The following is a 22,027-nucleotide window of genomic DNA, read 5'->3' on the forward strand; positions in this document are numbered from 1 at the left end:
TCAGCCCCTCGTCGGCGGCGGTACCGCGGAGCGGCGGTGGATCCGGGAGCCCGGGGCGGTGACGATCAGGCTCCCGGCGTGGCCGGCCAGCGTGCGACAGGCGTCGGCCGGGGCCGATTCGCCGGGCAGCGGGACGAACGCGGCCGGCCCCACGATCGGCAGCCGGGTGCACAGCCGGCCGGCGCCGTCGGCGGCGTACAGCCGGCCGTTCATCGCGGCGAGCGCGATCGTGCCGCCCGCCGGGCCGAGCACGCGCCAGGGCGCGGGCGCCTCGGGGTCGGCGGGCAACTCGGTCGCGTACACGTGGTGCAGCGTGTCGGCGGCGTCCACCGCGAAGACGCCGCCGTCGCACAGCGCCAGCGCGAGGGTGCCCTCGGGCAGTCGGGCGACCGGAGTCCACGGCGCGGCCCGGGTCACCGGCGGCCGGCGCAGCAGCCGATCGTGCCCGCCGACCGCGTACACCTCCAGCGGCAGCGGACCGGCCGCCTCCCGCGCCGCGGCCAGGGCGCGTACCGTCGGCGCGGCGCCGATCGTCCGCCAGGGCAGGTTCTGCCCGCCGGTGTCGCGGCAGATCAGCGCTCCCTCGGTGTCCACCGCGAACAGCACGTCCTCGCAGGCGGTGAGCGCGTGGATGTCCGCGGCGGGGCCGATCACCTCCCACTGCGGTCGCGTGGCGGCGCCGAGCCGGTCCAGCACGTTGCGGGTGACCCGGTCGACCACCGGATCGGCCAGCGCACTGCCCCAGTTGATGGTGCCGGCGTTGAACACCGTGCCCGCGCCGAGCCGGAACGTGCCCATCACCGCGTCGCCACCCTGCCCGTAGCGCGCCCAGTGCCGCAGGTCGGCGGTGGCGAGCACGACGAACGACGGCGGGGTGCCGTCGCGGCCGGTGGTGCGCGGGACGCCCGTGCTCCAGTCCAGTTCGGCCGCGTCCGTCTCGTAGCCGAGCGCGCCCTGGGCGAACTTGTCGCCGTCCGCGAGGCCGGTGCCGGCGAACACCCAGTGGTCGGTGAACCGGGCGATGTACGCCTCCTCGCGGATCACCTTCATCCCCTCGCCCCACGCACCCGCGCCCCGCCGGAAGCTGAGCCCGGTCATCGTGTTCTCCGGCCGGTGCACCGGCGCGCTGGACCACTCCACGGTGACTCGTTCGGGATCGATCGCCGCCATCGGGTCGGCGACCGCGTCCCGGTGGCAGACCATGGTGCGGCCGTCGTCCTCCAGGCGCATCTGCCACCACGCGGTGTTCCCGGCGAAGATGGCCAGGTTGCCGCCGCGCCGGACGAATCCCTCGACGCTGTCGCGCTGTTCCCGGGACCAGTACTCGTCGTGCCCGTTGATCACCAACAGCCGGTAGTGCGCCAGGAGTTCGTCACCACCGTGCAGATCCAGGCCGGAACAGAACTCGACCGGGCGGCAGGTGGCCCGCAACCAGCGCTGCAGGCCCTCCTCCCAGCGCTCCGGCGGGGGCCCGCCCCCGGGCCGGTCGAACGCGACCCGGGCGGCCCGGTCCGGCTGCTCGGCGTAGTACAGCCCCAGGCCGGGCACGCCGGAGCGGTTGTACGCCTGCCAGGTGGCGAACGGCACCGACACCAGGATCGGCGCGGCCGCGCCGGGGCGCGCCGCGCGGACCACGAACCAGGCCTCGTGGTCCAGGGGTTCGTCCCCGGCGAGCGGTGTGCCGTCGTCGAACACGGCCCGGTACAGCGAGCTGGGCCAGTCGGACGGGACGGGCAACTCCCAGTGTTCGCCGATCACTCGGGACCGGGCCAGGACGTGGTCGGTGGTCGCGTCGATGATCGTGACCTCGCCGCGCACCGGGCCGCCGTCGGTCGAGGCCAGATGGAAGCGCAGCCGGTCGCCCGCCGTGACGGACGTGGCACCGGCATACGCCAGGACGCTCACGCGACCGGCTCCGCCACCCGCTCCGCGAAGCCGGTCAGCGCGCCGATCGGCACCTCCCGCCCGGCGGCCGCGCGCACCAGCAGATCCTCCAGCGCGACCAGGTGCGCCTCCAGCGCGTGTACGGGCAGATAGGCGGTGTCGCCGGTGACGCTGACCACCAGCGCGTCGCCCTCGGCGACCACGTGCAGGCAGTACCGGCAGGCGATGAACTCGTGCCCGCCCGCCGGTTCCACCCGACTTCGGGTGCGCGCCACGTCCAGTTCGGCGGCGGTCGGCTCGGGGCCCGGCTCCGGCGGCCGGTCCACCAGGCGCATGTCGTTGAAGCAGCAGAACGGCCGGATGGGCGTGCCGCGTTCGGCGGTGATCCTGGACATCAGCGCGTTCCACCGGTCGGGGTCGTAGCCCGCGCTGCGATACGCCCGCAGCGACGCCCGCCACGCGGCGGGAAGCAGGTCGGTGAAGCGCGCGTCGAGGTCCAGGTCGAGCACGAACAGCCCTTCCTGGGACAGTGTGGTGACCAAATCGCGGCTGTCCGCCCGGAAACGGTTGGCGACGATCGGCAGCATCACCGCGGTGTCCCGGCCGCCCGCGCGCGCCGCCAACACGGCCGCGCCCGCGAGCAACACCGCGGACGGGCTGACCCGATGGCGCAGCGCGACCGCGTCGGCGGCGCGGGCCAGGGCGGGGGAGACCAGGCGCACGGTGCGAAAGCGCGGCGCCGCCGGCTCGGCGACCACGTCCGCGAACACCGTCGGGGCGATCCGCCGATAGTGCGTCTCCCAGTGCGCGAGCGCCGATTCGCCCCGGCGCAGGCCGGTGGTCGTGGACTGCTCGTGGGCCAGGTCCAGTGGCGCACCCGCCGCCGGGCCGCCCGCCGATCCGCGACGGATCAGCAACCGCAGGTCGCGGACCAGGACTTCGACGCCGTGCCCGTCGGTGGCCACGTGACACAGGGCCAGTGCGATGTAGCGGACCCGGCCGCCGTGCACCACCAGGCCGACCCGGATCGGCCAGGCGTCGAAGTAGTCGAAGCGGGTGGCGCCCAGACGTTCGGCCACCGCCGCGGCGACCGTGTCCGCGTCCTCGATCAGCGCCGCCTCGAACACCTCCACCGGCAGCGTGCCCACCGAATGGCGGGCCTGTAGGGGCTCGCCGTCGGCGGGCACGAGCCGGGTGCGCAACGCGTCGTGACGCTCCATCAGCCGGCCGAGCGCGGCGCTCGCCCGGGTCACGTCCACCGGGTGTCCGCGGTCGGCGATCGGTAATACGCGGGTCATGTTGAAGTAGTGGTCGCTGGGCGCGGTGCGCCGGATGGCCTGCCAGATGGCCCGCTGACCCCACGTCAGCGGCGCCCGGACCGGGTCGTCGGCGGAGACCGCGAAGGGTGCGGGCACCTCGTAGGGGGCCGCGACCGGTGTCCGGGCCGCGACCCGGGCTCTCGCCGACTCGTCCTCAACCATCGCCCACCGCCACGCCGTGTCGGGTCAGGTGTGCCACCAGCGAGTCCAGGTCCTCGACGAAGTCCAGGTCGGCGTCCAGGTCGAAGAACACGTCGAACTCGCCCTCCAGGGCGTCGATCAGGCGCAGGAAGGTCAACGAACTCACGCCGGACGCGGTCAGCGGGCCGGTCGATTCCAACACCTCGTGCGCGCTCACCTCGCCCCCGCTCACGTCGGCGATCAGCGTGGCCACCCGTTCGCGCAGCGGGTCCGCCCTCATGCCGCGTCCCCGGCCAGTCGCCGACGCAGGCTCAACGGCCGGATGTCGGGCCAGACCCGGTCGATGTGCGCCGTGCACTCCTCGCGGGTGCCGACGAACCCGGTGGGCACCCAGCCGGCGGGCGGGTCGGTGCGCAGCGGCCACAACGAGTGTTGTTCCTCGTCGTTGACGACCACGCGGTAGGTCTCCTGGTCGGTCTCGGGGTCGAGGGGTTCGGGATCGTCGTGCATCACGGCTCCTGGAGGTCGCGGACGGCGTCGGTCACGCCGCCGACGGTGGGGGTGTCGAAGAAGACGTCGAGCGGGACCTCGACGCCGAGGCGTTTGCGGATCCGGGCGGCGATCCGGGTGATGGTGAGCGAGTGGCCGCCGAGGTCGAACAGGTCCTCGTCCACGCCGATGTCGTCCAGGCGCAACACCTCGGCCCAGATCGTGCGCACGGCCTCGGTGAGGTCGTCGGCCGGGCCGACGACCGCGCGGAACGCGTCGGTGGGGTCGATCGGTTCGGGCCGGGTGGGTGCCGGTTCGGGCAGACGGGCCCGGTCCAGCTTGCCGTTGGGGGTCAGCGGGAAGGCGTCCAGGGCCAGGAAGCCGGTGGGCACCATGGCGCTCGGCAGGGTGCGGGCGAGGAAGGCGCGCAATTCGCCGGGGGCGACGGGGGGTCGTCCGGGCTCGGGGACGAGGTAGCCGACCAGGCGGGCGTGTTCGCCGTCCGGGTCGAGCAGTCGGATCGCCGCCTGGGCGATCCCGGGGTGTGCGGCGAGCCGGCTCTCGATCTCGCCGAGTTCGATCCGGTGTCCGCGCAGCTTGACCTGGGCGTCGGTACGCCCGACGTAGTCCAGGCCGCCGTCGGGCGCGTGCCGGACCAGATCGCCCGTGCGGTACAGGCGGGCGCCGGGCGGCCCGAACGGGTCGGCCACGAAGCGCTCGGCGGTCAGCCCCGGGAGGCCCGGGTAGCCGTGCGCGACGCCGTCCCCGCCCAGGAACAACTCGCCCACCAGGCCCTCGGGGACCGGATGCAGCCGGCCGTCGAGCACGTACGCGCGGGTGTTGGCCAGGGGCCGGCCGATGCCGGGCGCGGCCGCGGAGTCGACCTCGGCGTAGGTGGACCACACCGTCGTCTCGGTGGGTCCGTACACGTTGACCAACCGGCCCACCACGCCGCGTAGTTCGGCGGCCAGTGGGGCGGGCAGGGCTTCGCCGCCGGTGATCGCGGTCAGTCCCGGACGGTGCAGGCCGGCCGCGAGCAGCACCCGCCAGCCGCTCGGGGTGGCCTGGACGTGCGAGACGGCGTGCCGCTCCAACAGGGCCAGTTGGGCGTGTCCGTCCCGGTGCCGATCGTCGGGGACCAGTACCACCCGGGCACCGGTGGTCAGCGGCAGCAGGAGTTCGACCGTGGAGATGTCGAAGGACAGCGAGGTCAATCCGAGCCAGCGGTCGCCGGGACCGGCGCCGAGCCGGTCGCGCATGCTCGCGAGCAGGTTGGCCAGCGCGAGGTGCGGGATCTGGACGCCCTTGGGCCGCCCGGTCGAGCCGGACGTGTAGATCACGTACGCCGGATCGCTCGGCGCGGGCCCGGTGGGCGGCCGGACCCGACCGGGTTCGGCACCGAACAGGTCGGGCCCGTTCAGGTCGGGGGCGGCCAGGACGAGCGGTTCGGCGGGGGCGACGAGGCGGAGCCGGGCCGGATCGGCCGGAGCGTCCGGGACGATCGGTTCGGCGGGGGTGACGGGGTGGACCCGGGTCGGCTCCGCGGGTATGTCCGGAACGCGAGGGGCCGTGGCGTGCGCACCGGGGCTGCCCGGACCGTCGCTCGCCGGCGCACCCGTGTTCCGCACGATCGCCGCCACACGCGCGTCCGACCGGATGAAGGCCAGCCGTTCGGCCGGATGGCCCGGGTCGAGCGGCAGGTACGCGGCGCCCGAGGCGAGCACGCCGAGGACGGCGGCGACCTGTTCGCCGGTGCGCGGCAGTTCGATCGCCACCAGGTCGCCCTGGCCGACCCCGGCCCGGTGCAGGCGCTCGGCGAACACGTAGGCGGCCGAGGCCACCTGGCGGTAGGTCAGGAACCGGCCCGAGCACACGACGGCGACCGTGTCGGGGGCCGCCGCGGCGCGCGCGGCGAACGACTCGACGACGGTGTCCCCCGCCGGATACGGCGTGTCGGTGGCGTTGTCGGTGTGCAGGACCCGGACCAGCTCCCGCTCGGACAGCAGCGGCAGGTCGCCGAGCGGCAGTTCGGGGTCGGCCAGCGCCGTGTTGAGCAGGGTGGCGAAGTGGCCCGGGATGCGCGCGGCCGCGTCCGGGACGAAGCCGTCCGTCGGTACGTGCAGCGCGCCGTCGATGCGATCCCGGCCCTCGACCAGTTGCAGATGCGCGGTGTTGCGCGCGGTCGGCGGCAGCACGATCCACTCGACCCGGGTCTCCACCCCGGGGAAGACCGGCTCGACCACGCGGGTGCGCCGTCGATAGCTCACGGTCAGTTCGGTCAGCGCGGTCCTGGGGCCGAGGCCGCGCACGGTGTGGCTGTAGGGCACGTCGCGGAAGGCGTAGATCGCCCGCAGTTCGGCGCGCAGTTCGCGGGCGAACGTGCCGAAGCCCTGTTCGGCGCGCGGCCGGGAGGAGACCGGCAACTCGTTGACGTGCAGCCCGACCCGGCGCGCCTCGGCCGGGGTGCGGGTGGTGAGTTCCAGCGCGGTGCGCACCCGCGCGTTGCCGTAGCGGAACAGCAGCGCGTGCCAGGCGGCCAGCAGCAGTTCGAAGTGGGTCACACCGAGCCGCACGGCGCTCTCGTGCAGTGCGTCGACCGTTTCGGGGCCGAGGGTGAACGGGATCGTGGTGCCCGGCGCCGGTTCGCCGCCGGCCCGCGTGGTGGGCAGCAGCCCCGGCAGGATCGCCCGACCGGGTTCCTCGCGGTGCCGGGCCCAGACGCCGGTGGTGTCGGTGGCGGGGTATTCGGTCGACGCCGCTCCGGCCCGGAACACGTCGGCCGTTCCGTGTCCGTCCGTGGTCGGGGTCGCCGGGATCCCGCCCTCGCGGGCCGCGCGGTAGGCCCGCGCCAGGGCCGCGACCACGATCTCCTTGGACGTGCCGTCGAAGATCACGTGATGCGCGGTCACCAGGAGCGTGTGCCGGTCCGGCGCGAGGGAGAACAGGGTGAAACGGGCGAGTGGACCGGCGTACAGGTCGAAGGGGCGCCCCAGTTCGGCCCGGATCAGTGCCTCCAGGTCCGCCGCGTCGGCCCGTACCCGGCGCATCGGCGCGGGGGTCGTGGGCACCAGGCCCGGCGTGCCGTCGGCCTCGCCGACCGCCGCGGCCAGTATCGGGTGCCGCTCGATCGTGGCGGCGCACGCGCGCGCCAGCGCGTCCGGGTCGAGCGGGCCGTCGAAGCGCAGCAGCACCGAGAGGTGGTAGGCGGACCCGGCGGGCAAGGTGCGTTCGGTCACCCAGACGCCCAACTGGGCGGCGGACAACGGCGCGAAGGGCAGCGCGTCGAGCACCGGGCCGGGGGCGACGCCGGTGTCGACGCCGCCGGCCGTCGGGGCCCGGTGATCGTTCGGCGGAATACGATCGTTCCAGGGGATCTGATCGTTCGTCACAGTCATGGTCGGACCTCGTCGTCCAGGAGCCGGCGCAGCTCGCGCTTGAGGATCTTGCCGCCCTCGTTGCGCGGCAGGGATTCCCGGAACACCACGTGCCCGGGGAGTTCGTGGGCGGCGAGCCGTTCCATCAGGAACACCCGCAGCTCGGTCGCGGTCAGTTCGCCCCGGGGTACCACGACGGCCGCGACGGTCATCCCGAGCACGGGGTGCGGTACGCCGAACGCGGCCGCGTCCAGCACGCCCGGGTGCTCGTGCAGGGCGTCCTCGACCTGCAACGTGGAGACCTTGTACGCACCGGACTTGATCACGTCCCGCTCGCGGTCGACCAGGTACAGGAAACCCTCCGCGTCCAGATAGCCGAGGTCGCCCATGCGTACCCAACGCCCGGAGAAGACCCGGGAGTCGGCCTTCTCGCCGTAGTACGAGCGGGGCGTGGTCGGGGTGCGCAGCCAGACCTCCCCGGTCTCCCCGACCGGCAACACCCGCCCGCGCTCGTCGGTCACCCGCAGGTCGCGCAACGACGCGGGTCGGCCCGGCGAGCCGGGGTTTTCGGGGTCGAACAACATCGTGGTCTGCGCGGGCGCGGCCTCGGTGGAGGTGTAGTAGTTGACGATCTGTGCCTGGGGGAACAGCCGGGCCAGGCCCACCGCGACCCGGCGCGGCAGGGCGGCGGCGGTGGAGCCGAGCAGGCGCACGCTGGACAGGTCGTGGCGGTGTGCCCGGTCCGCGCCGAGTAGTTCGACGGCCATCGCCGGCACCACGAACACGCTGCCCACCGCGTGCCGTTCGATCAGGCGGGCGAAGTGTCCCGGGGTGAAGCGCGGGGCGGCGATCGCGGTCGCATTCGCGTCGAGCGCGTTGATCAGCATGGTCTGCCCGGCGTTGGTGCCCACCGGGTACGCGTGCAGGAAGTGCGTGGAGTGGCCGAGCGGGCGGCGGCGCGCGTCCAGCGTGCAGCCGTAGGCCAGGTTGGCGTGCGTCGCGGCGACTCCCTTGGGGGTGCCGGTGGTTCCGGAGGTGTACAGGATCTGCGCGAGATCGCCGGGGGCCGGAGCCGGCAGGGCGCCGACGGGGTAGGTCTCGATGTCCTCGACCGGGGCGGTCCACGCGCCGGTGCCCGCGTCCGGCGGGACCGACTCGGCGCGGTGCAGCACTGCCGCGGCGCCGCTGTGCGCGAGCAGATGCCGCACCTCGGCCGGGGCGAGCCGGTCCGACATCGGCACCGCGACCGCGCCGGCGCGCTGTACGCCCAGGTACGCGGTCGCGTAGTCGATCCAGTCGCCGTTGCCGTACAGGAGCGCGACCCGATCGCCCGCGCCGATGCCGCGCTCGGCCAGCCCGGCGGCGACCGCGTCCGCGCGGTAGTGCCAGGAGCCGAACGTCAACTTCTCGCGCCCGCTGAGGATCGCGGGTCGGTCCGGCTCGATCTCGGCGCGATGCGCGAGCAGTGCGGGCAGACTCTCCGGTGCGCGGCGGCCGGCGGCCGTCGGTCGGGGTCGGATTCCGATGCTCATCTCGACACCTCCGCGAGGGCGGGCACCGACTCGGCGGCCCGGACCCGGATCCGACGTTCGCGCTCCCGGACGCCGACCTCGTCGTCGGGGGGCGCTTCCGGTGCGTCCCGGTCGAAGCCGGCGTCGACCCGCTCGGCGAGTATGCGGGCCGGGGTGGCGGCACTCGGCCCGGCCGGGTCCACGATCTCGATCGGAACCGGGCCGGGCGGTGCCACCACGGCGACGGGGCGTCCCCCGTCGTCGGGGAATCGGGTGCGCGGCGCGTCGTGTCGGGCGACGACGCCCGCGAACGCGACACGTGGCGCCTCGATGTCCGGCGGGCCGGACGGGCGCACCGACCACGGGATGTTCCCGGCGGCCCGGGTCGACTCGGTCCGCTCCCGGGACCCGGTTCGGGACAGCGTGTGCTCGTCGTCCATGTCGACCCCCTCGCCACCATCGCCCGAGGGACCTCACGCGCCGACCGAACGGCGGTGCCCTCATCCCGTTTCCGCGATCCGACGCGGCCGTCGGCTCGCGGCACGGCGGCGCGTCGGACGGCCTGTCGTCGCCCGATCGAAGTCCGCCCCCGTGGCGTGCGTCGGCAACGCTAGGAGTGCCATCGACACAGTGTCAATGGTCTATACCAAACCGACTATTGGTCCAGACCTCAAATCAAGCGGAACGGGACCGACCGGCCCGGACACCAACCGGGTGTTAACGATCGGGGTGTTCGAACAGGCGTCGGTGCAAGGGGAATCGGGGTGGATTCGAGCCGGACTCGGCTCAGCTTCGGAGCAGGTCGATCAGCCCCGTCCCGCTCTCGTTCCCGTGTCCGTCGGCGACCCGACGCTCCATCAGGGTCAGGTAGGGGAGCAGCAGTGCGGGATCGACCCCCTGTTCGGCGGCGGTGCGCAGGAGGGTCGGCGCGCCCGCGAGTTGCATCGCGAGCGTGGAGGCCACGCCCGAGACGTAGTCGTCGGCCGCCAGTTGGGCCGCCGTGCGGTGCGCGGCGGGCGCCATCGCGGTCAGCCACTCGGCGAGCAGCGGGGCGAAGGCGGTCGGGTCGACGGCCTCTTCGCGCACCAGTGCGAAGGCGTGTGTGATGCCGGCGAACATCCCGGTCATCGCACTGAGCAGGGCCACGTCGTGCAACGCGGCGAAACCGGCGTCGGCGCCCACGTAGCGGCCCGCCGCCGGTACGGCGAGGATGTCGCCGTGGGTGTCGAAGACGTCCCGGGAGCCGCTGTAGAAGACGTAGCCGCCGGCCCCGGGGACGCCGATCATCGGCGGGATCGCCATCACCCCGCCGGCCAGGAAACGGGCCCCGCGCTCGGCGGCCCGGGCGGCGCCGGCGCGGGCCTCGGCGGGGGTGGTCGTGGTCAGGTCGACCAGGTCCCGACCGGCGAGGTCGACACCGGCCAGGGCCTCCTCGACCGAGGCGTGGTCGAGCAGGCACACCACGACCAACTCGGCCGAGGCCACCGCCTCGGCGGCGCTCGCGGCGACGGTCGCCCCTGCGGCGGCGAACGGCTCGGCCCGGCTCGGGGTGCGGTTCCAGACGGTCGGCGCGTGTCCGGCGGCGAGCCAGGCGCGGGCCAGAGCGCCGCCCATGGCACCCAGGCCGAGCACGGCGAGCGGGGTCTTCGGGGTGGCTGCGGGCACGGTGGGATCGGTCGTTCGAGTGTCGGGTTCCATGCCGATTAGGCTGGTCACGGGCGTCCGGGCGGGCAAGTACGCACTTGGAAGTGGGTACTCGCGAGACGCCGGTCGCCGGGATCGCCCGGCGGCCCCGGAGCGGGGCCGCACCCGGCGGGAGTGGCACGTGCACGGGCGACGAGCGGGCGGAGGACGGACATGACGGGAACGGGCGGCGACAGGGGCAGGGGCAGGCCGGGGGCGTACGTCTGCGGTATCGATGCGGCCATGGGGGTGGTCGGCGGGAAGTGGAAGGTGCTCATCCTGTGGGCGCTGAACGAGCACCCGTGCCGCTTCGGCGAGCTGCGCCGGTTGGTACCCGGCATCACCGAGAAGGTACTGGCCTCGCACCTGCGGGAGTTGGAACTGGACGGCATCGTGCATCGCGAGCAGTTCGACGAACTGCCTTTGCGGGTGGAGTATTCGCTCACCCCGCTGGGCACGTCGCTGAACCGGGCGCTGGGTCCGCTCGGTGCGTGGGGGCGGGCGAACCTCCTGGGCGACGCGTCCGGGGACGGCGCCGACACGGACCGGCTGATCACCCTGTCGGTGGTCGGCGACCGTACCGAACTCACGGACCGGGAATGGGCGTTGCTCGCGCCGCTCTGGCCCGCGTCCGGACCCTTCGCCGACCGGGGACCGGATCTGCGACGGATCGTCGACGGTGTGCTGTACCGGATGCGGACCGGGGTGCGCTGGTCCGACCTCCCGCCCCGGTTCGGGCCGTGGCGGACGGTCGCCGCGTGCCGGCGCCGCTGGCTCGCCGACGGCACGTGGGCGGAGGTCGTCCGGGTGTTGCGAGACCGCCTCCAGGCGGTCGGCGGGGACGACGCGGAGGTGCTGCGCGGCCTGATCGGCCGGTTGGGCGAGGTGGCCCGGCAACCACGACCGGTGGTCGTCGGCCGGGGATGAGTCCGGCCCCGGTCAGCCCTGGCCCATCGTGTGATGGGTGAAGACGCGGTCGCGGGCGGTGGCGACGGCCGTGGCCACCGCGCCGAGCAGGACCGCCTCCTCGCCGAGCACGCTCGCCGCCACCCGCGGGCGCAGCGGGGTCAACTCGTGCAGTTCGGCGGTCATCGGGCCGAGCAGCAGGTCCGCGTTGGCGCCGATCCCGCCGCCGAGGACCACCAGTTCCGGATCGAGCACGGCGGCCACCGAGGCCACCACGTGGGCGAGTCGCTGCGCCTCGTGCCGAACCGCGCTCGCGGCCGGCTCCTCCGCGCGGCGGGCGGCGTCGAAGACGGCCTTCGCGGTGAGCGGCCCGGTCATCCCCAGCGCCCGCGCGCCGCGTACGACCGCGTCCGCGGACACCGCGTCCTCCAGCATGCCGCGTCGCGGTACCGGGGCGCTCGCCCCGTGCCCGACCCGGTCCGACGGGCGCGGGGACAGCGGCAGGAAGCCGATCTCGCCCGCGGCGCCGCCCGCGCCCGGGAACAGCCGCCCGTCGGCGACGATGCCCATGCCCAGGCCGGTACCGACGGTGACGTACACGAACAGCGGGCAACCCACCCCGGCGCCGCCGTGGTACTCGCCGAGCGCGGCCAGGTTGGCGTCGTTGACGATCTCCACGGTGGTGCCAAGGGCCGCCTCCATTCGGCCGCGCAGGCCCGGGCGACCCCACCCGGGCAGGTTCACCGCGTACCGGATCCGGTCGGCCGCGCGGTCGTACACACCCGGGCAGCCGATCACGGTGTGCACGACGGCGGTCGGTTCCAGACCGGCGTCGGCGACCACGGTCCGGGCCAGGTCGGTGGCGGTGGCCAGCATGGTGGCCGAGGTACGGGCCCGGTTGTGCCGGTCCTGCCGGGCCAGCAGTCGGCCGTCCAGGTCGGCGACCGCGACCCGGATCCAGGACCGCCCGACGTCGACGCCCACCACGTAGCCGGCGGTCGGATCGGGTTCGTACAGCAGCGCGGCCCGCCCCCGCGCGCCGGTCTCCAGACCCACCGGGCGCACCAGCCCCGCACGTTCCAACGCCTCCAGGGCGGTGGACACCGTCGGCTTGGACAGGCCGGTGTCGCGGGCCAATTGGGCGCGCGAGATGGGCGCGGCGGCGCGGACCCGGTCCAGGAGTACGCGCTCGTTGTGACTGCGCAGCACGCCCCGGTTCCAGTGCGCCACGGCGGGCGCGTCGGGTTCCGGCGGGATACCTCCTGGGGTCATCGGCTCTCCGTCAGCGGCGTCGAGGGTGGTCGCGCCACTGTAACCGCCACGGAAGGGCAAAGATGTGGCCTCGATCCCGGGGTGCTCTTGACGGCGATTAGTTAAGGAATTTTACTTAACAAATCGATGGCCCCGACCATCCGGTCGTTGCCCGAAGTCCCTTGCTCCGCACCATCGTTCCGACCCCCGGCAGTCCCCCGGGGGTACCCCTCTGCAGGAGGTCCACGATGAGCGCCGGCCCGAGAACGACCACGCCGGACGGCGGATTCGTCCGCCGGATCGGCCTGTTCCAGGCGACCGCGATCAACATGAGCCAGATGTGCGGCATCGGACCGTTCGTCACGATCCCGCTGATGGTCGGCACCTTCGGCGGTCCGCAGGCCGTCCTCGGCTTCCTCGCCGGCGCGCTGCTCGCCCTCGCCGACGGCCTGATCTGGGCCGAACTCGGCGCCGCGATGCCGGGCGCGGGCGGCACGTACATCTATCTGCGCGAGGCGTTCCAGTACCGCACGGGTCGGCTGATGCCGTTCCTGTTCGTCTGGACGGCCATCCTGTTCATCCCGCTGATCATGTCCACCGGCGTGCTGGGCATGGTGCAGTACCTGCAATACCTGTGGCCCTCGATGTCGCAGTCCGAGGGCGACGTCGTCGGCGTCGGCGTGGTGGTGCTCGTGGTGCTGCTGCTGTGGCGCCGGATCGAGTCGATCGGGCTGCTCAGCACCGTCATGTGGGTGGTCATGCTGATCAGCGTGGGCGCGGTGATCATCGCGTGCTACACCGACTTCGACGCCGATCTGGCCTTCACCTACCCCGACGGCGCGTTCGACATGGGCACCACCGGCTTCTGGTTGGCCTTCGTCGGCGGTCTCAACATCGGCATCTACGACTACCTCGGCTACAACACCACCGCCTACCTCGGCGCCGAGATCAAGAACCCCGGCCGGGTACTGCCGCGTTCGATCGTCTACTCGATCGTGGGCATCATGGGGATCTACCTGATCATGCAGATCGGCGTGCTGGGCGTGACCGACACCGACACCATCTCCGGTTCCTCGTCGATCGGTTCGCTGGTGCTGGAGAAGGCGTGGGGCAAGGGCGCGGCGCGGACGGTGACCGTGCTGATCCTGATCACCGCCTTCGCGTCGGTGTTCGCCGGCCTGCTCGGCGGCTCCCGGGTGCCCTACGACGCGGCCCGCGACCGGGTGTTCTTCAAGCACTTCGCCCGGCTGCACCCGCGCCACCGGTTCCCGACCGTGGGGCTGGTCACCATGGGCGTGGTGACCGCGGCCGGCTTCCTGATCGGCAACCACACCGACTTCAACACGATCATCGTGCTGCTGACCGCGGTGATGGTGATCGTGCAGGCGGTGTCCCAGGTCGCCGCGCTGATCGTGCTGCGCCGCCGGCAGCCCGGGCTGCGCAGGCCCTACCGGATGTGGCTCTACCCGGTGCCGGCCGTGGTCTCGCTGGTCGGTTGGATCGCGATCTTCTGCTACGCGGACAAGAATTCGCCCGACCGGCATCCGATCGAGTGGGCGCTGGCGTGGGTGGGGCTGGGCTGCGTGGCGTTCCTGATCTGGGCGAAGGTGGAGCGGACCTGGCCGTTCGGGCCGAGGGAGATCGACGAGGTGTACGTGAACCGGAACGAGGCGGATATGGACGGCAGGATCGACGGCGAGCCGGCGCCGGCCGGGGCGGCGGCGAGCGAGGTCGGGCCGGGTGGAGCCGGTGCGACCGGCGGCGGCGTCGCGGAGCCCGCATGAAGGCGGTCGGCGGTGATCGGAATCCCGCTACGGCGGACGGATTCGGCGTTCCCGGCGCACCCGGCGCGGCCGGACCGAACGGAACGCATGGCGGCACCGAAGCCGCCGGTGCGCTCCGTACACCCGGCACCCTTCCCGCGCCGGAGCGGGTGTTCGCCCGCTCCGGCGCGGGGACGGGGGAATCCTTCGTGTGCGGCATCGACTTCGGCGGCACCAAGATCGCGGTGGCCACCGCGCGGCCGGACGGGACGGTGCTGGCCGGCGAGCGGCTGGACACCGACGCACGCGAGGGCGCCGAGCAGGCGGTTCGGCGGGCGATGCACGTGGCGCGCGACCTGGTCGCGCGGACCGCGGCCGATACCGGCGGGCACTGCTCGGCGGTGGGCGCGGTCAGCCCCGGAATCGTGCTGCCCGACCGGGTGTTGCTCGCGCCCAACGTGCCCGGTTGGCAGGATCTGGCGCTCGCGGCCACCCTGGCCGAGGGTTTCGACCTGGAGCCCGAGCGGGTCGCGGTCGGCAACGACGGCAAGGCCGCGGCCCTGGCCGAATCCCGCTGGGGTGCGCTGCGCGGCGCGGATCCGGCGATCCTGCTCACCCTCGGCACCGGGATCGCCGCGGCGATCGTGCTCGGCGGGCGGGTCCTGGCCGGTGCGAACGGCGCCGCGGGCGAGATCGGTTACCTGCTTCGGGACCGCGCGGACATCGGATTCGGCGCCGGACGCGCGCCGTTGGAGGAGTACACCGCCGGCAGCGGCCTGGGCTGGCGTGGCGGCGAACTGCTCGGCCGTGAGGCGGATGCCGCCGCGCTGTTCACGGACCCGGATCCGCGCGTGCGGGCCATGGTCGACGAGGCGCTGGACGAACTCGCGGTCCACGTCGCCAATCTGGCGATCACGATCGACGCGGAACGCATCGCGATCACCGGCGGGCTGATGCGTTCCGCACCGCGCGTGCTGGCCGCGCTGCGTGCCCGCATCCGCACCGCGGTGCCGTTCCCGCCGGTGGTCGTCCCGGCCCGCTTCCTCCAGGACGCGTCCCTGCGGGGCGCCCTGTCACTCGCCGCCGAATTGCCGCACCTGCCCACGGCCACCGCCGGGGCGGCCTCGAATGCCGGGCGACCGTGAGGGCTCGCCCCGGCCCGATACCCGCCCGGAATCGGCCCGAACGACAGGAGAATTGCGGATCGGATTAGTCCGGTACGCGGGCCGGGAGCGTACCGGGCGCGCGCACGATCCACCCGGTACCCGCTCCGAATGCGCCCGGACCGCATTCGGAACGGGTACCGCGTTCGCCTGCACGAATTCGACGCCGCGCCGAATTCGTGCGCCGCACGCGCGATATGCGCGTCGGAATTCGTCCGCACCCGGACAACGGCCGCTCCGAATTCGCCGCACCCGGTGACCGATGGCGGCCGATACCGGGCGACTTCCGCCGGCTCCCGACAACGCCCGCCGCACGTCGGCGTTCGCATCCCGATCGAAATGATCGACCGATAAGACCCTTTCGTCTTGACAAGATGTGCGCCCCACCCGCACCATGCACACGCATACGCGCGCCATGGTCACCGCCTGTGTGCGCAACGGTCGGCATGTGGCGGCCCATTCGGTGTGCGGGGGTAGGTGCGGATGGCCATCACGGTGGGCGACTACCTGATCGACGACACGATGCACGACCGGGTCGAGGACCCGCGCACGCTGCCCGACCTGTTCGCCGAGGCCGCCGCCGCGTGGGCCGACGCACCCGCCGTGTCCGACGGGGAACACACCCGGACCTGGCGCGAATGGCGGGCCGAATCACACGCGTTGGCCGCCGGACTCCAGGACCTCGGCGTGCGCCCGGGCGACCCCGTGGCGGTACGGCTGGCCAACTCCTGGGAGTTCCTGATCGCGCATGTCGCGATCGCCGACCTCGGCGCGGTGATGGTGCCGCTGCATCTGGCCCTGGGCCCGCGCGAACTGCGGTCGTTGCTGGAGCGGGTGGCGCCCCGGTTCCTGGTGCTGCCGGCCGAGTGGCGCGGTCGCGACGAACTCGCCGACGCGCGCCGAATATCGGCGGGACTGGCCGTCCCCACCCGCCTGTTGGTGACCGGTGAGGTCACCGAAACGCCCGACGTGCGCTCGTTGACGGCGCTGTCGCGCGCATATGCCGGCCGCCGTCCCCGGCCGATCCCGGTACGCCCGGAGCAGCCGTTCGTCCTGCTGCCCTCCTCCGGAACCACCTCCACCCGGCCCAAACTCTGCCTGCACAGCCACGCCGGACTGCTCGCGAACGCCGCGACGGTGGCCCGGGAGGGGCGGTTCCGGGCGGACGACACGATCGTCAGCGCGAGCGCGTTCACCCACCTGTTCGGCCTGCTGTCGATCCACCTGTCGGTGCTGGTCGGCCACCGTCAGGCACTGCTGCCCGCCTGGGACGTCGAGACCTTCGCCGACCTGGCCGCCCGGGTCGACGCCACCGTGCTGTTCGCGGTTCCGGCGCAGCTGCGCGACGTGGTGGGCCGGACCGGGACCCACCCGCCGATCCGGCTGCGCGAGGTCCGCACCGGCGGTGCCGCGGTGCCGGGCCGGCTGGTCGACGAACTGCGCCGCGTCGCCGGCGCCCGCACGATCGTCCAGTGGGGCATGTCCGAACTCGGCGCCGGCACCTACACCCTCCCGGACGATCCCCCCGAGGTCGCCGCCCGCAGCATCGGTCGCCCGATCCGGGAGGCCCGGGTGCGGGTGCTGGACGAGAGCGGCGCGCCGTGCGCGCCGGACGAGGTGGGCGAACTCCAGTACCGGGGACCGCATTTGTTCCGGGGCTACCTGGGCGACCCGGAACTCACCCGCGCGGCGATGACCGCCGACGGCTGGTTGCGCACCGGCGATCGGGCCGCGCTCGCCGAGGACGGCACCGTGGTCTTCCACGGCCGGCACGCCGAGTCGATCAACGTCGGCGGGCTGAAGTTCGGCGCCGCCGAGGTCGAGGCGGTGCTCGACGAGCTGCCGCAGTTCGCCGGCGTCGCGATCGGCGCGCGCCCGGACGCCAGGTTGGGCGAATACCCGTGCGTGGTCGCCGCGTTGCGCCCGGGCGCGACGATCGACCTGGAGGGGATCCGGGCGCACCTGGCCCGTCGGGAAGTCGCCGAGTACAAGTGGCCGTTGGTGTTGATCGTGGTCGACGAGGTGCCGGTCACCCCGACCGGCAAGATCGCGCGCGGTCGGCTGGCGGAACTGCTGGCGAGCCGGACCGACGCGGCGTCCGGCGGCGTCCGGGGCGGTGGTGCGGGGGATGCGACGGGAGTGGGCCGGAGGGGGACGACCCATCGGGATGGGGTGATTCCGGCAGTGGCCGAGTCGGCAGACCCGGCCGACTCGGTCAACCCGGCGGGCCCGGCTAACTTGGCTAACCCAGCCATTCCGGCCGATTGGGCCGACCCGGCCAACCGGGCCGACCCGGCCAACCCGGTCGACCCGGCCGCCCCGGCGACCCGGGCGTTGCGATCAGTCGCCGCGCTCACCCTGGTCGTCGACCTCACGACGGACGCGGTCGGTGCCGAACCGGCCGAACCCGTCGCGCCCGACGCCACGTTCGGCTCGCTCGGCCTGCATTCGGCGGCCGCAGTGCGGCTGGCCCTGCGCCTGTCGGAAGCGGCCGGGATCCCGCTGCCCAGCACGGTGGTCTACGACCACCCGACCCCGCGCGCGCTGGCCCGACACCTGGCCGCCCTCGGCGGCGAGGCGGAACCCGACGATCGCGCGGTGCCGCGCACGGCCGCGGGGGACGACGACGAACCCCTGGTGATCGTCGGGATGGGCTGCCGCTTCCCCGGCGGGATCGTGTCCCCGGCCGACCTGTGGCGCGTGCTCGACGAGGGCCGCGACACGATCACCGAATTCCCCGCCGATCGCGGCTGGGACGCGACGCGGCTGTACCACCCCGACCCCGACCACCCGGGCACCTCCTACGTCCGACACGGCGGATTCGTCGCCGACGCGGCCGACTTCGACGCCCGCTTCTTCGGCATCGGCCCGGGCGAGGCCCTGGCCATGGATCCGCAGCAGCGGCTGCTCCTGGAAACCACCTGGGAGGCGTTGGAGCGGGCCGGCATCGATCCCGCGACCCTGCGCGGTACGCCCACCGGCGTCTACGTCGGCATGATGGCCGCGGACTACGCGCCCCGCGTCGGCGAGGACCCGGAGCGCTTCGACGGACGGCTGCTCACCGGCAACGCCGCGAGCGTGGCGTCCGGCCGGATCGCCTACCAACTGGGCCTGACCGGTCCCGCGCTCACCGTGGACACCGCCTGCTCGTCGTCGCTGGTCGCCCTGCACCTGGCCGGCCAGGCGCTGCGCCGCCGCGAGTGCACGCTGGCCGTGGTGGGCGGGGTGACCGTGATGGCGGGCCCCGGTTCGTTCGTCGAGTTCAGCCGGCAGCGGGCGCTGGCCGCCGACGGCCGCTGCAAGGCGTTCGCGGCGGCGGCGGACGGCGCCGGATGGGCCGAGGGCGCGGGTGTACTGATCCTGGAACGGCGCTCGGACGCCCGGCGCCTGGGCCATGCCGTCCTGGCCGAGTTGCGCGGCTCCGCGGTCAACCAGGACGGCGCGAGCAACGGGCTGACCGCGCCCCACGGCGGCGCCCAGGAGCAGGTGATCCGCCGGGCGCTGGCCGACGCCGGACTGAGCGCCGACCAGGTGGACGCGGTCGAGGCACACGGCACCGGAACCCCGTTGGGCGACCCGATCGAGGCCCGCGCGATCCTGGCCGGCTACGGCGGCCGGCGCCGCGCGGGTGCTCCGCTGTGGCTGGGTTCGATCAAGTCGAACCTGGGCCATACCCAGGCCGCCGCCGGGATCGCCGGAGTGATCAAGACGGTGCTGGCGCTGCGCCACGGCGTACTGCCCCGCACGCTCCACGTGGACGCGCCGACCCCCCACGTCGACTGGTCGAGCGACACGGTTCGGCTGCTGACCGCCGCGATCCCGTGGCCGAGGTCCGCCCGCCCCCGCATCGCGGGTGTATCGGCGTTCGGGATCAGCGGCACCAACGCCCATGTACTGGTGTCGGAGGCGGACGAGGCCGACGACGCGCCGGCCGCACGATCCGCCGTGCCGGGGGGCCGGCCCGTGCCCTGGGTCCTGTCCGCGAAGACCCCGGCCGCGCTGCGGGAGCTCGCCGGACGGGTGGCCGATCACCCCACCGTCCGGGCCGACCGCACGCCGGCCGCCGTCGGGCACACCCTTGCCCGCACCCGGACCGGCTTCGAGCACCGCGCCGTCGTGGTCGCCGACGAACCGGCCGCCTACCGGGCCGCGTTGCGCGCGTTCGCCGCGGGGGAGGACACGTCGGACCTGGTCGGCGGGATCGCCGGGCCCGTCGGCGAGGCAGTGTTCGTGTTCCCCGGCCAGGGGTCGCAGTGGGCCGGCATGGTCGACGGACTGCTCTCCGAGTCGCCGGAGTTCGCCCGTTCGATGGCCGTCTGCGACGCGGCCCTGGCCGAACACCTGCACTGGTCACCGCTCGACGTCCTGCGCGGTGTGGCCGACGGCCCGCCGGCGGACGGGGTCGAGGTCGTCCAGGCGGTGTTGTTCGCCACGCAGGTCTCGCTGGCCGAACTCTGGCGCGCGTACGGCGTACGACCCGCCGCCGTGGTCGGGCACAGCCAGGGTGAGGTCGCCGCCGCGTACGTATGCGGCGCGTTGTCGCTCGCCGACGCCGCCCGCGTGGTCGCCGTACGGGGCCGCGTGGTTCGCGAACTCGCGGGTGGTGCGATGGCCTCCGTCGCGCTGTCCGCCGACGAACTCCGATCCCGCGCCGCGCTTCGGGACGGCCGGGTGAGCATCGCCGCGGTCAATGCGCCGCGTTCGGTGGTGCTCGCCGGAGACGCCCCCGAGGTGGACGCGCTGCTGGCCGAATTGCGGGGCGAGGACGTCCGGGTCGCCCGACTCCCCGTCGACTACGCCTCGCACTCGGCGCACGTGGCCGAGGCCGAACACCGCCTGCGTGCCGAACTCGCCGGGATCACCCCGCGCGCCGGGCACATCCCGCTGTACTCCACGGTCGACCCCGGGCGGTTGGACACGCGGAGGATGGACGCCGAGTACTGGTACCGCAATCTGCGCCGGCCGGTCGCGTTCGACACGACCGTCGGCAAACTGCTGGCCGACGGCCATCGCTACTTCGTCGAGCCCAGCCCGCATCCGCTGCTCACCCACGCCGTGCACGAGAGCGCGGAGGCGGCCGGGCGGGACGCGGTGGCCGTCGGCAGCCTGCGCCGGGGCGACGGCGGCATGCGCCGGTTCCTGCTGTCGATGGCCGACGCGTACGTCCAGGGCGTGTCCGTCGATTGGCGGTCGGTCTGCCCCGGGCGGGCGCGGGACGTGGTGGAGTTGCCCACGTACCCGTTCCGGCGGGAGCGGTACTGGCTGCCCGACAGGTCGACGCCCGCCACCCGGACGCCCGCCACCCCGTCGCCTGCCGCGCCCGAGCGACCCGCCGCCGGCGACACCGCCGGAATCGCCGACCGTATTCGCGCCCTCCCGGAAGCCGAGGGCCGCATCGCCGTGTCGGATCTGGTCCGGCGGATCGCCGCCGACGTGATCGGATATCCCGACGCCGACGAGATCCCGGCCGATCATGCCTTCCAGGAACACGGGTTCGACTCGCTCGCCGCGGCCCGCATGCGCCGTCGGCTCACCGACCTGCTCGGCGTCCGGCTCCCCGCCGGAGTCGTGTTCGACCTCCCCACACCGGCCCGGCTCGCCGCCTACGTCCGGTCCCGGCTCGTCGACGCCGCCCCGGCCGCCATCGCGAGTCCCGAACTGCCTGACGGGTTGGCCGGGTTGGTGCGCCGAGCCTGCGCGGACGGACAGGCCGCCGTCGCCCTGGACATCCTCGCGAGCGCGTCGCGACTGCGGCCCGTCTTCGACACGGCCGCCGCGTCCGCGCACGCCTCGATCGGCGGCACCCGGGCCCGGGGCGGCACGGGGCCAGAACTGGTGTGGCTGCCCTCGGTGTTGCCGATGAGCGGGCCGCACGAGTACGCCCGCCTGGCGGCCCACTGGGTCGGCGTGCGTACGGTCCACGTCCTGTCCCAACCGGGCTTCCTGGCCGGCGAACCGCTGCCGCGCGACCTGGACGCCCTCGTCGCGGCACACGTCGCGGCTCTGGAACGCCGCGATGGTTCGGCGCCGTTCGTGCTGTGTGGGCACTCCTCCGGCGGGTTGATCGCCCACGCGGTGGCGGGCCGCCTGGAGGCGCTGGGCCGACCGGCCGAGGGGGTGATCCTGCTCGACACCTCCCGACCGGATCCCGAACTCCTCGCCGCGGCGCTGCCGACGATCCTCGCCGCGCCCGCGGCCGGGCTCGGGACGGACGCCGACCCCGGGACCGGAACCCGCCCCGGAACCGCCGACCCGATCGACGCCGGCCCGACCCGGCTCACCGCGACCGGCGCCTACCTCCGCATCCTGACCGCCCGGCAACCGGAGCCGATCGGGACGCCCACGCTGCTGCTTCGGGCCGAACGACCGCTCGCCGGAGCCGCCGACTGGGTGCTCCCGCACACCCGCGTCGACGTGCCCGGCGACCACTTCTCGGTGCTCGACGCGGATGCCGGACCGGTGGTCGCGGCGGTCGAATCCTGGCTGCTCCGGCTCCCGTTCGACGCGGCGGATCGGTGACCACCCCCGTACGCACCCCGTCCG

Annotated in this window: 13 protein-coding genes; 4 read left to right on the forward strand and 9 right to left on the reverse strand. The window is 74.0% G+C overall.

Annotated elements, in window-relative coordinates; translation table 11 throughout:
- The 8 genes from EMA17_RS40355 to EMA17_RS40390 all read right to left on the reverse strand — a co-directional run bounded on the left by EMA17_RS40355 (position 1) and on the right by EMA17_RS40390 (position 10,416).
- A complete protein-coding gene (locus EMA17_RS40355) occupies positions 1-1,905 on the reverse strand; it encodes a N,N-dimethylformamidase beta subunit family domain-containing protein (protein WP_174861509.1) in 1,905 nt (634 codons plus the stop codon).
- Complete coding sequence (locus tag EMA17_RS40360) at positions 1,902-3,365, reverse strand: condensation domain-containing protein (protein ID WP_126642213.1); 1,464 nt, start codon at positions 3,363-3,365, stop codon at positions 1,902-1,904. The genes EMA17_RS40355 and EMA17_RS40360 overlap by 4 nt, the downstream gene beginning before the upstream one ends.
- Positions 3,358-3,624 carry an acyl carrier protein gene (locus tag EMA17_RS40365; protein WP_126642214.1) on the reverse strand — a complete coding sequence of 89 codons (267 nt, stop codon included), beginning with the start codon at positions 3,622-3,624 and terminating at the stop codon, positions 3,358-3,360. The genes EMA17_RS40360 and EMA17_RS40365 overlap by 8 nt, the downstream gene beginning before the upstream one ends.
- A complete protein-coding gene (locus EMA17_RS40370; protein ID WP_126642215.1) occupies positions 3,621-3,854 on the reverse strand; it encodes an MbtH family protein in 234 nt (77 codons plus the stop codon). The genes EMA17_RS40365 and EMA17_RS40370 overlap by 4 nt, the downstream gene beginning before the upstream one ends.
- Positions 3,854-7,228 (reverse strand): non-ribosomal peptide synthetase, encoded by a 3,375-nt coding sequence (locus EMA17_RS54725; protein WP_246127209.1) that lies wholly within the window; start codon positions 7,226-7,228, stop codon positions 3,854-3,856. The genes EMA17_RS40370 and EMA17_RS54725 overlap by 1 nt, the downstream gene beginning before the upstream one ends.
- Positions 7,225-8,739 (reverse strand): class I adenylate-forming enzyme family protein, encoded by a 1,515-nt coding sequence (locus EMA17_RS40380; RefSeq protein ID WP_126642216.1) that lies wholly within the window; start codon positions 8,737-8,739, stop codon positions 7,225-7,227. Before EMA17_RS40380 ends, EMA17_RS54725 begins: the two co-directional genes overlap by 4 nt.
- Positions 8,736-9,158: a hypothetical protein gene (locus EMA17_RS40385; RefSeq protein WP_126642217.1), complete on the reverse strand. Its 423-nt coding sequence runs from the start codon at positions 9,156-9,158 to the stop codon at positions 8,736-8,738. The genes EMA17_RS40380 and EMA17_RS40385 overlap by 4 nt, the downstream gene beginning before the upstream one ends.
- A 346-nt stretch (positions 9,159-9,504) precedes the next feature.
- Positions 9,505-10,416 (reverse strand): NAD(P)-dependent oxidoreductase, encoded by a 912-nt coding sequence (locus tag EMA17_RS40390; protein WP_126642218.1) that lies wholly within the window; start codon positions 10,414-10,416, stop codon positions 9,505-9,507.
- Positions 10,417-10,575: 159 nt separating this feature from the next.
- Here EMA17_RS40390 and EMA17_RS56160 point away from each other — a divergent pair, with 159 nt between their 5' ends.
- On the forward strand, positions 10,576-11,328 hold the full coding sequence (locus EMA17_RS56160; RefSeq protein ID WP_160161738.1) for a winged helix-turn-helix transcriptional regulator: 753 nt from the start codon (positions 10,576-10,578) through the stop codon (positions 11,326-11,328).
- 12 nt (positions 11,329-11,340) lie between these two features.
- Here EMA17_RS56160 and EMA17_RS40400 read toward each other — a convergent pair whose 3' ends face one another.
- Positions 11,341-12,579: an ROK family transcriptional regulator gene (locus tag EMA17_RS40400; RefSeq protein WP_126642219.1), complete on the reverse strand. Its 1,239-nt coding sequence runs from the start codon at positions 12,577-12,579 to the stop codon at positions 11,341-11,343.
- A gap of 227 nt (positions 12,580-12,806) precedes the next feature.
- Here EMA17_RS40400 and EMA17_RS40405 point away from each other — a divergent pair, with 227 nt between their 5' ends.
- The 3 genes from EMA17_RS40405 to EMA17_RS40415 all read left to right on the forward strand — a co-directional run bounded on the left by EMA17_RS40405 (position 12,807) and on the right by EMA17_RS40415 (position 22,003).
- A complete protein-coding gene (locus tag EMA17_RS40405; RefSeq protein WP_126642220.1) occupies positions 12,807-14,342 on the forward strand; it encodes an APC family permease in 1,536 nt (511 codons plus the stop codon).
- Positions 14,343-14,530: 188 nt separating this feature from the next.
- On the forward strand, positions 14,531-15,466 hold the full coding sequence (locus EMA17_RS40410) for an ROK family protein (RefSeq protein WP_246127210.1): 936 nt from the start codon (positions 14,531-14,533) through the stop codon (positions 15,464-15,466).
- 501 nt (positions 15,467-15,967) lie between these two features.
- Positions 15,968-22,003, forward strand: coding sequence for a type I polyketide synthase (locus tag EMA17_RS40415; protein ID WP_126642222.1), 6,036 nt, complete (start codon positions 15,968-15,970; stop codon positions 22,001-22,003).
- Positions 22,004-22,027: the final 24 nt, after the last annotated feature.

The organism is Embleya hyalina, from assembly GCF_003967355.1.
GTDB classification, from domain to species: Bacteria; Actinomycetota; Actinomycetes; order Streptomycetales; family Streptomycetaceae; genus Embleya; species Embleya hyalina.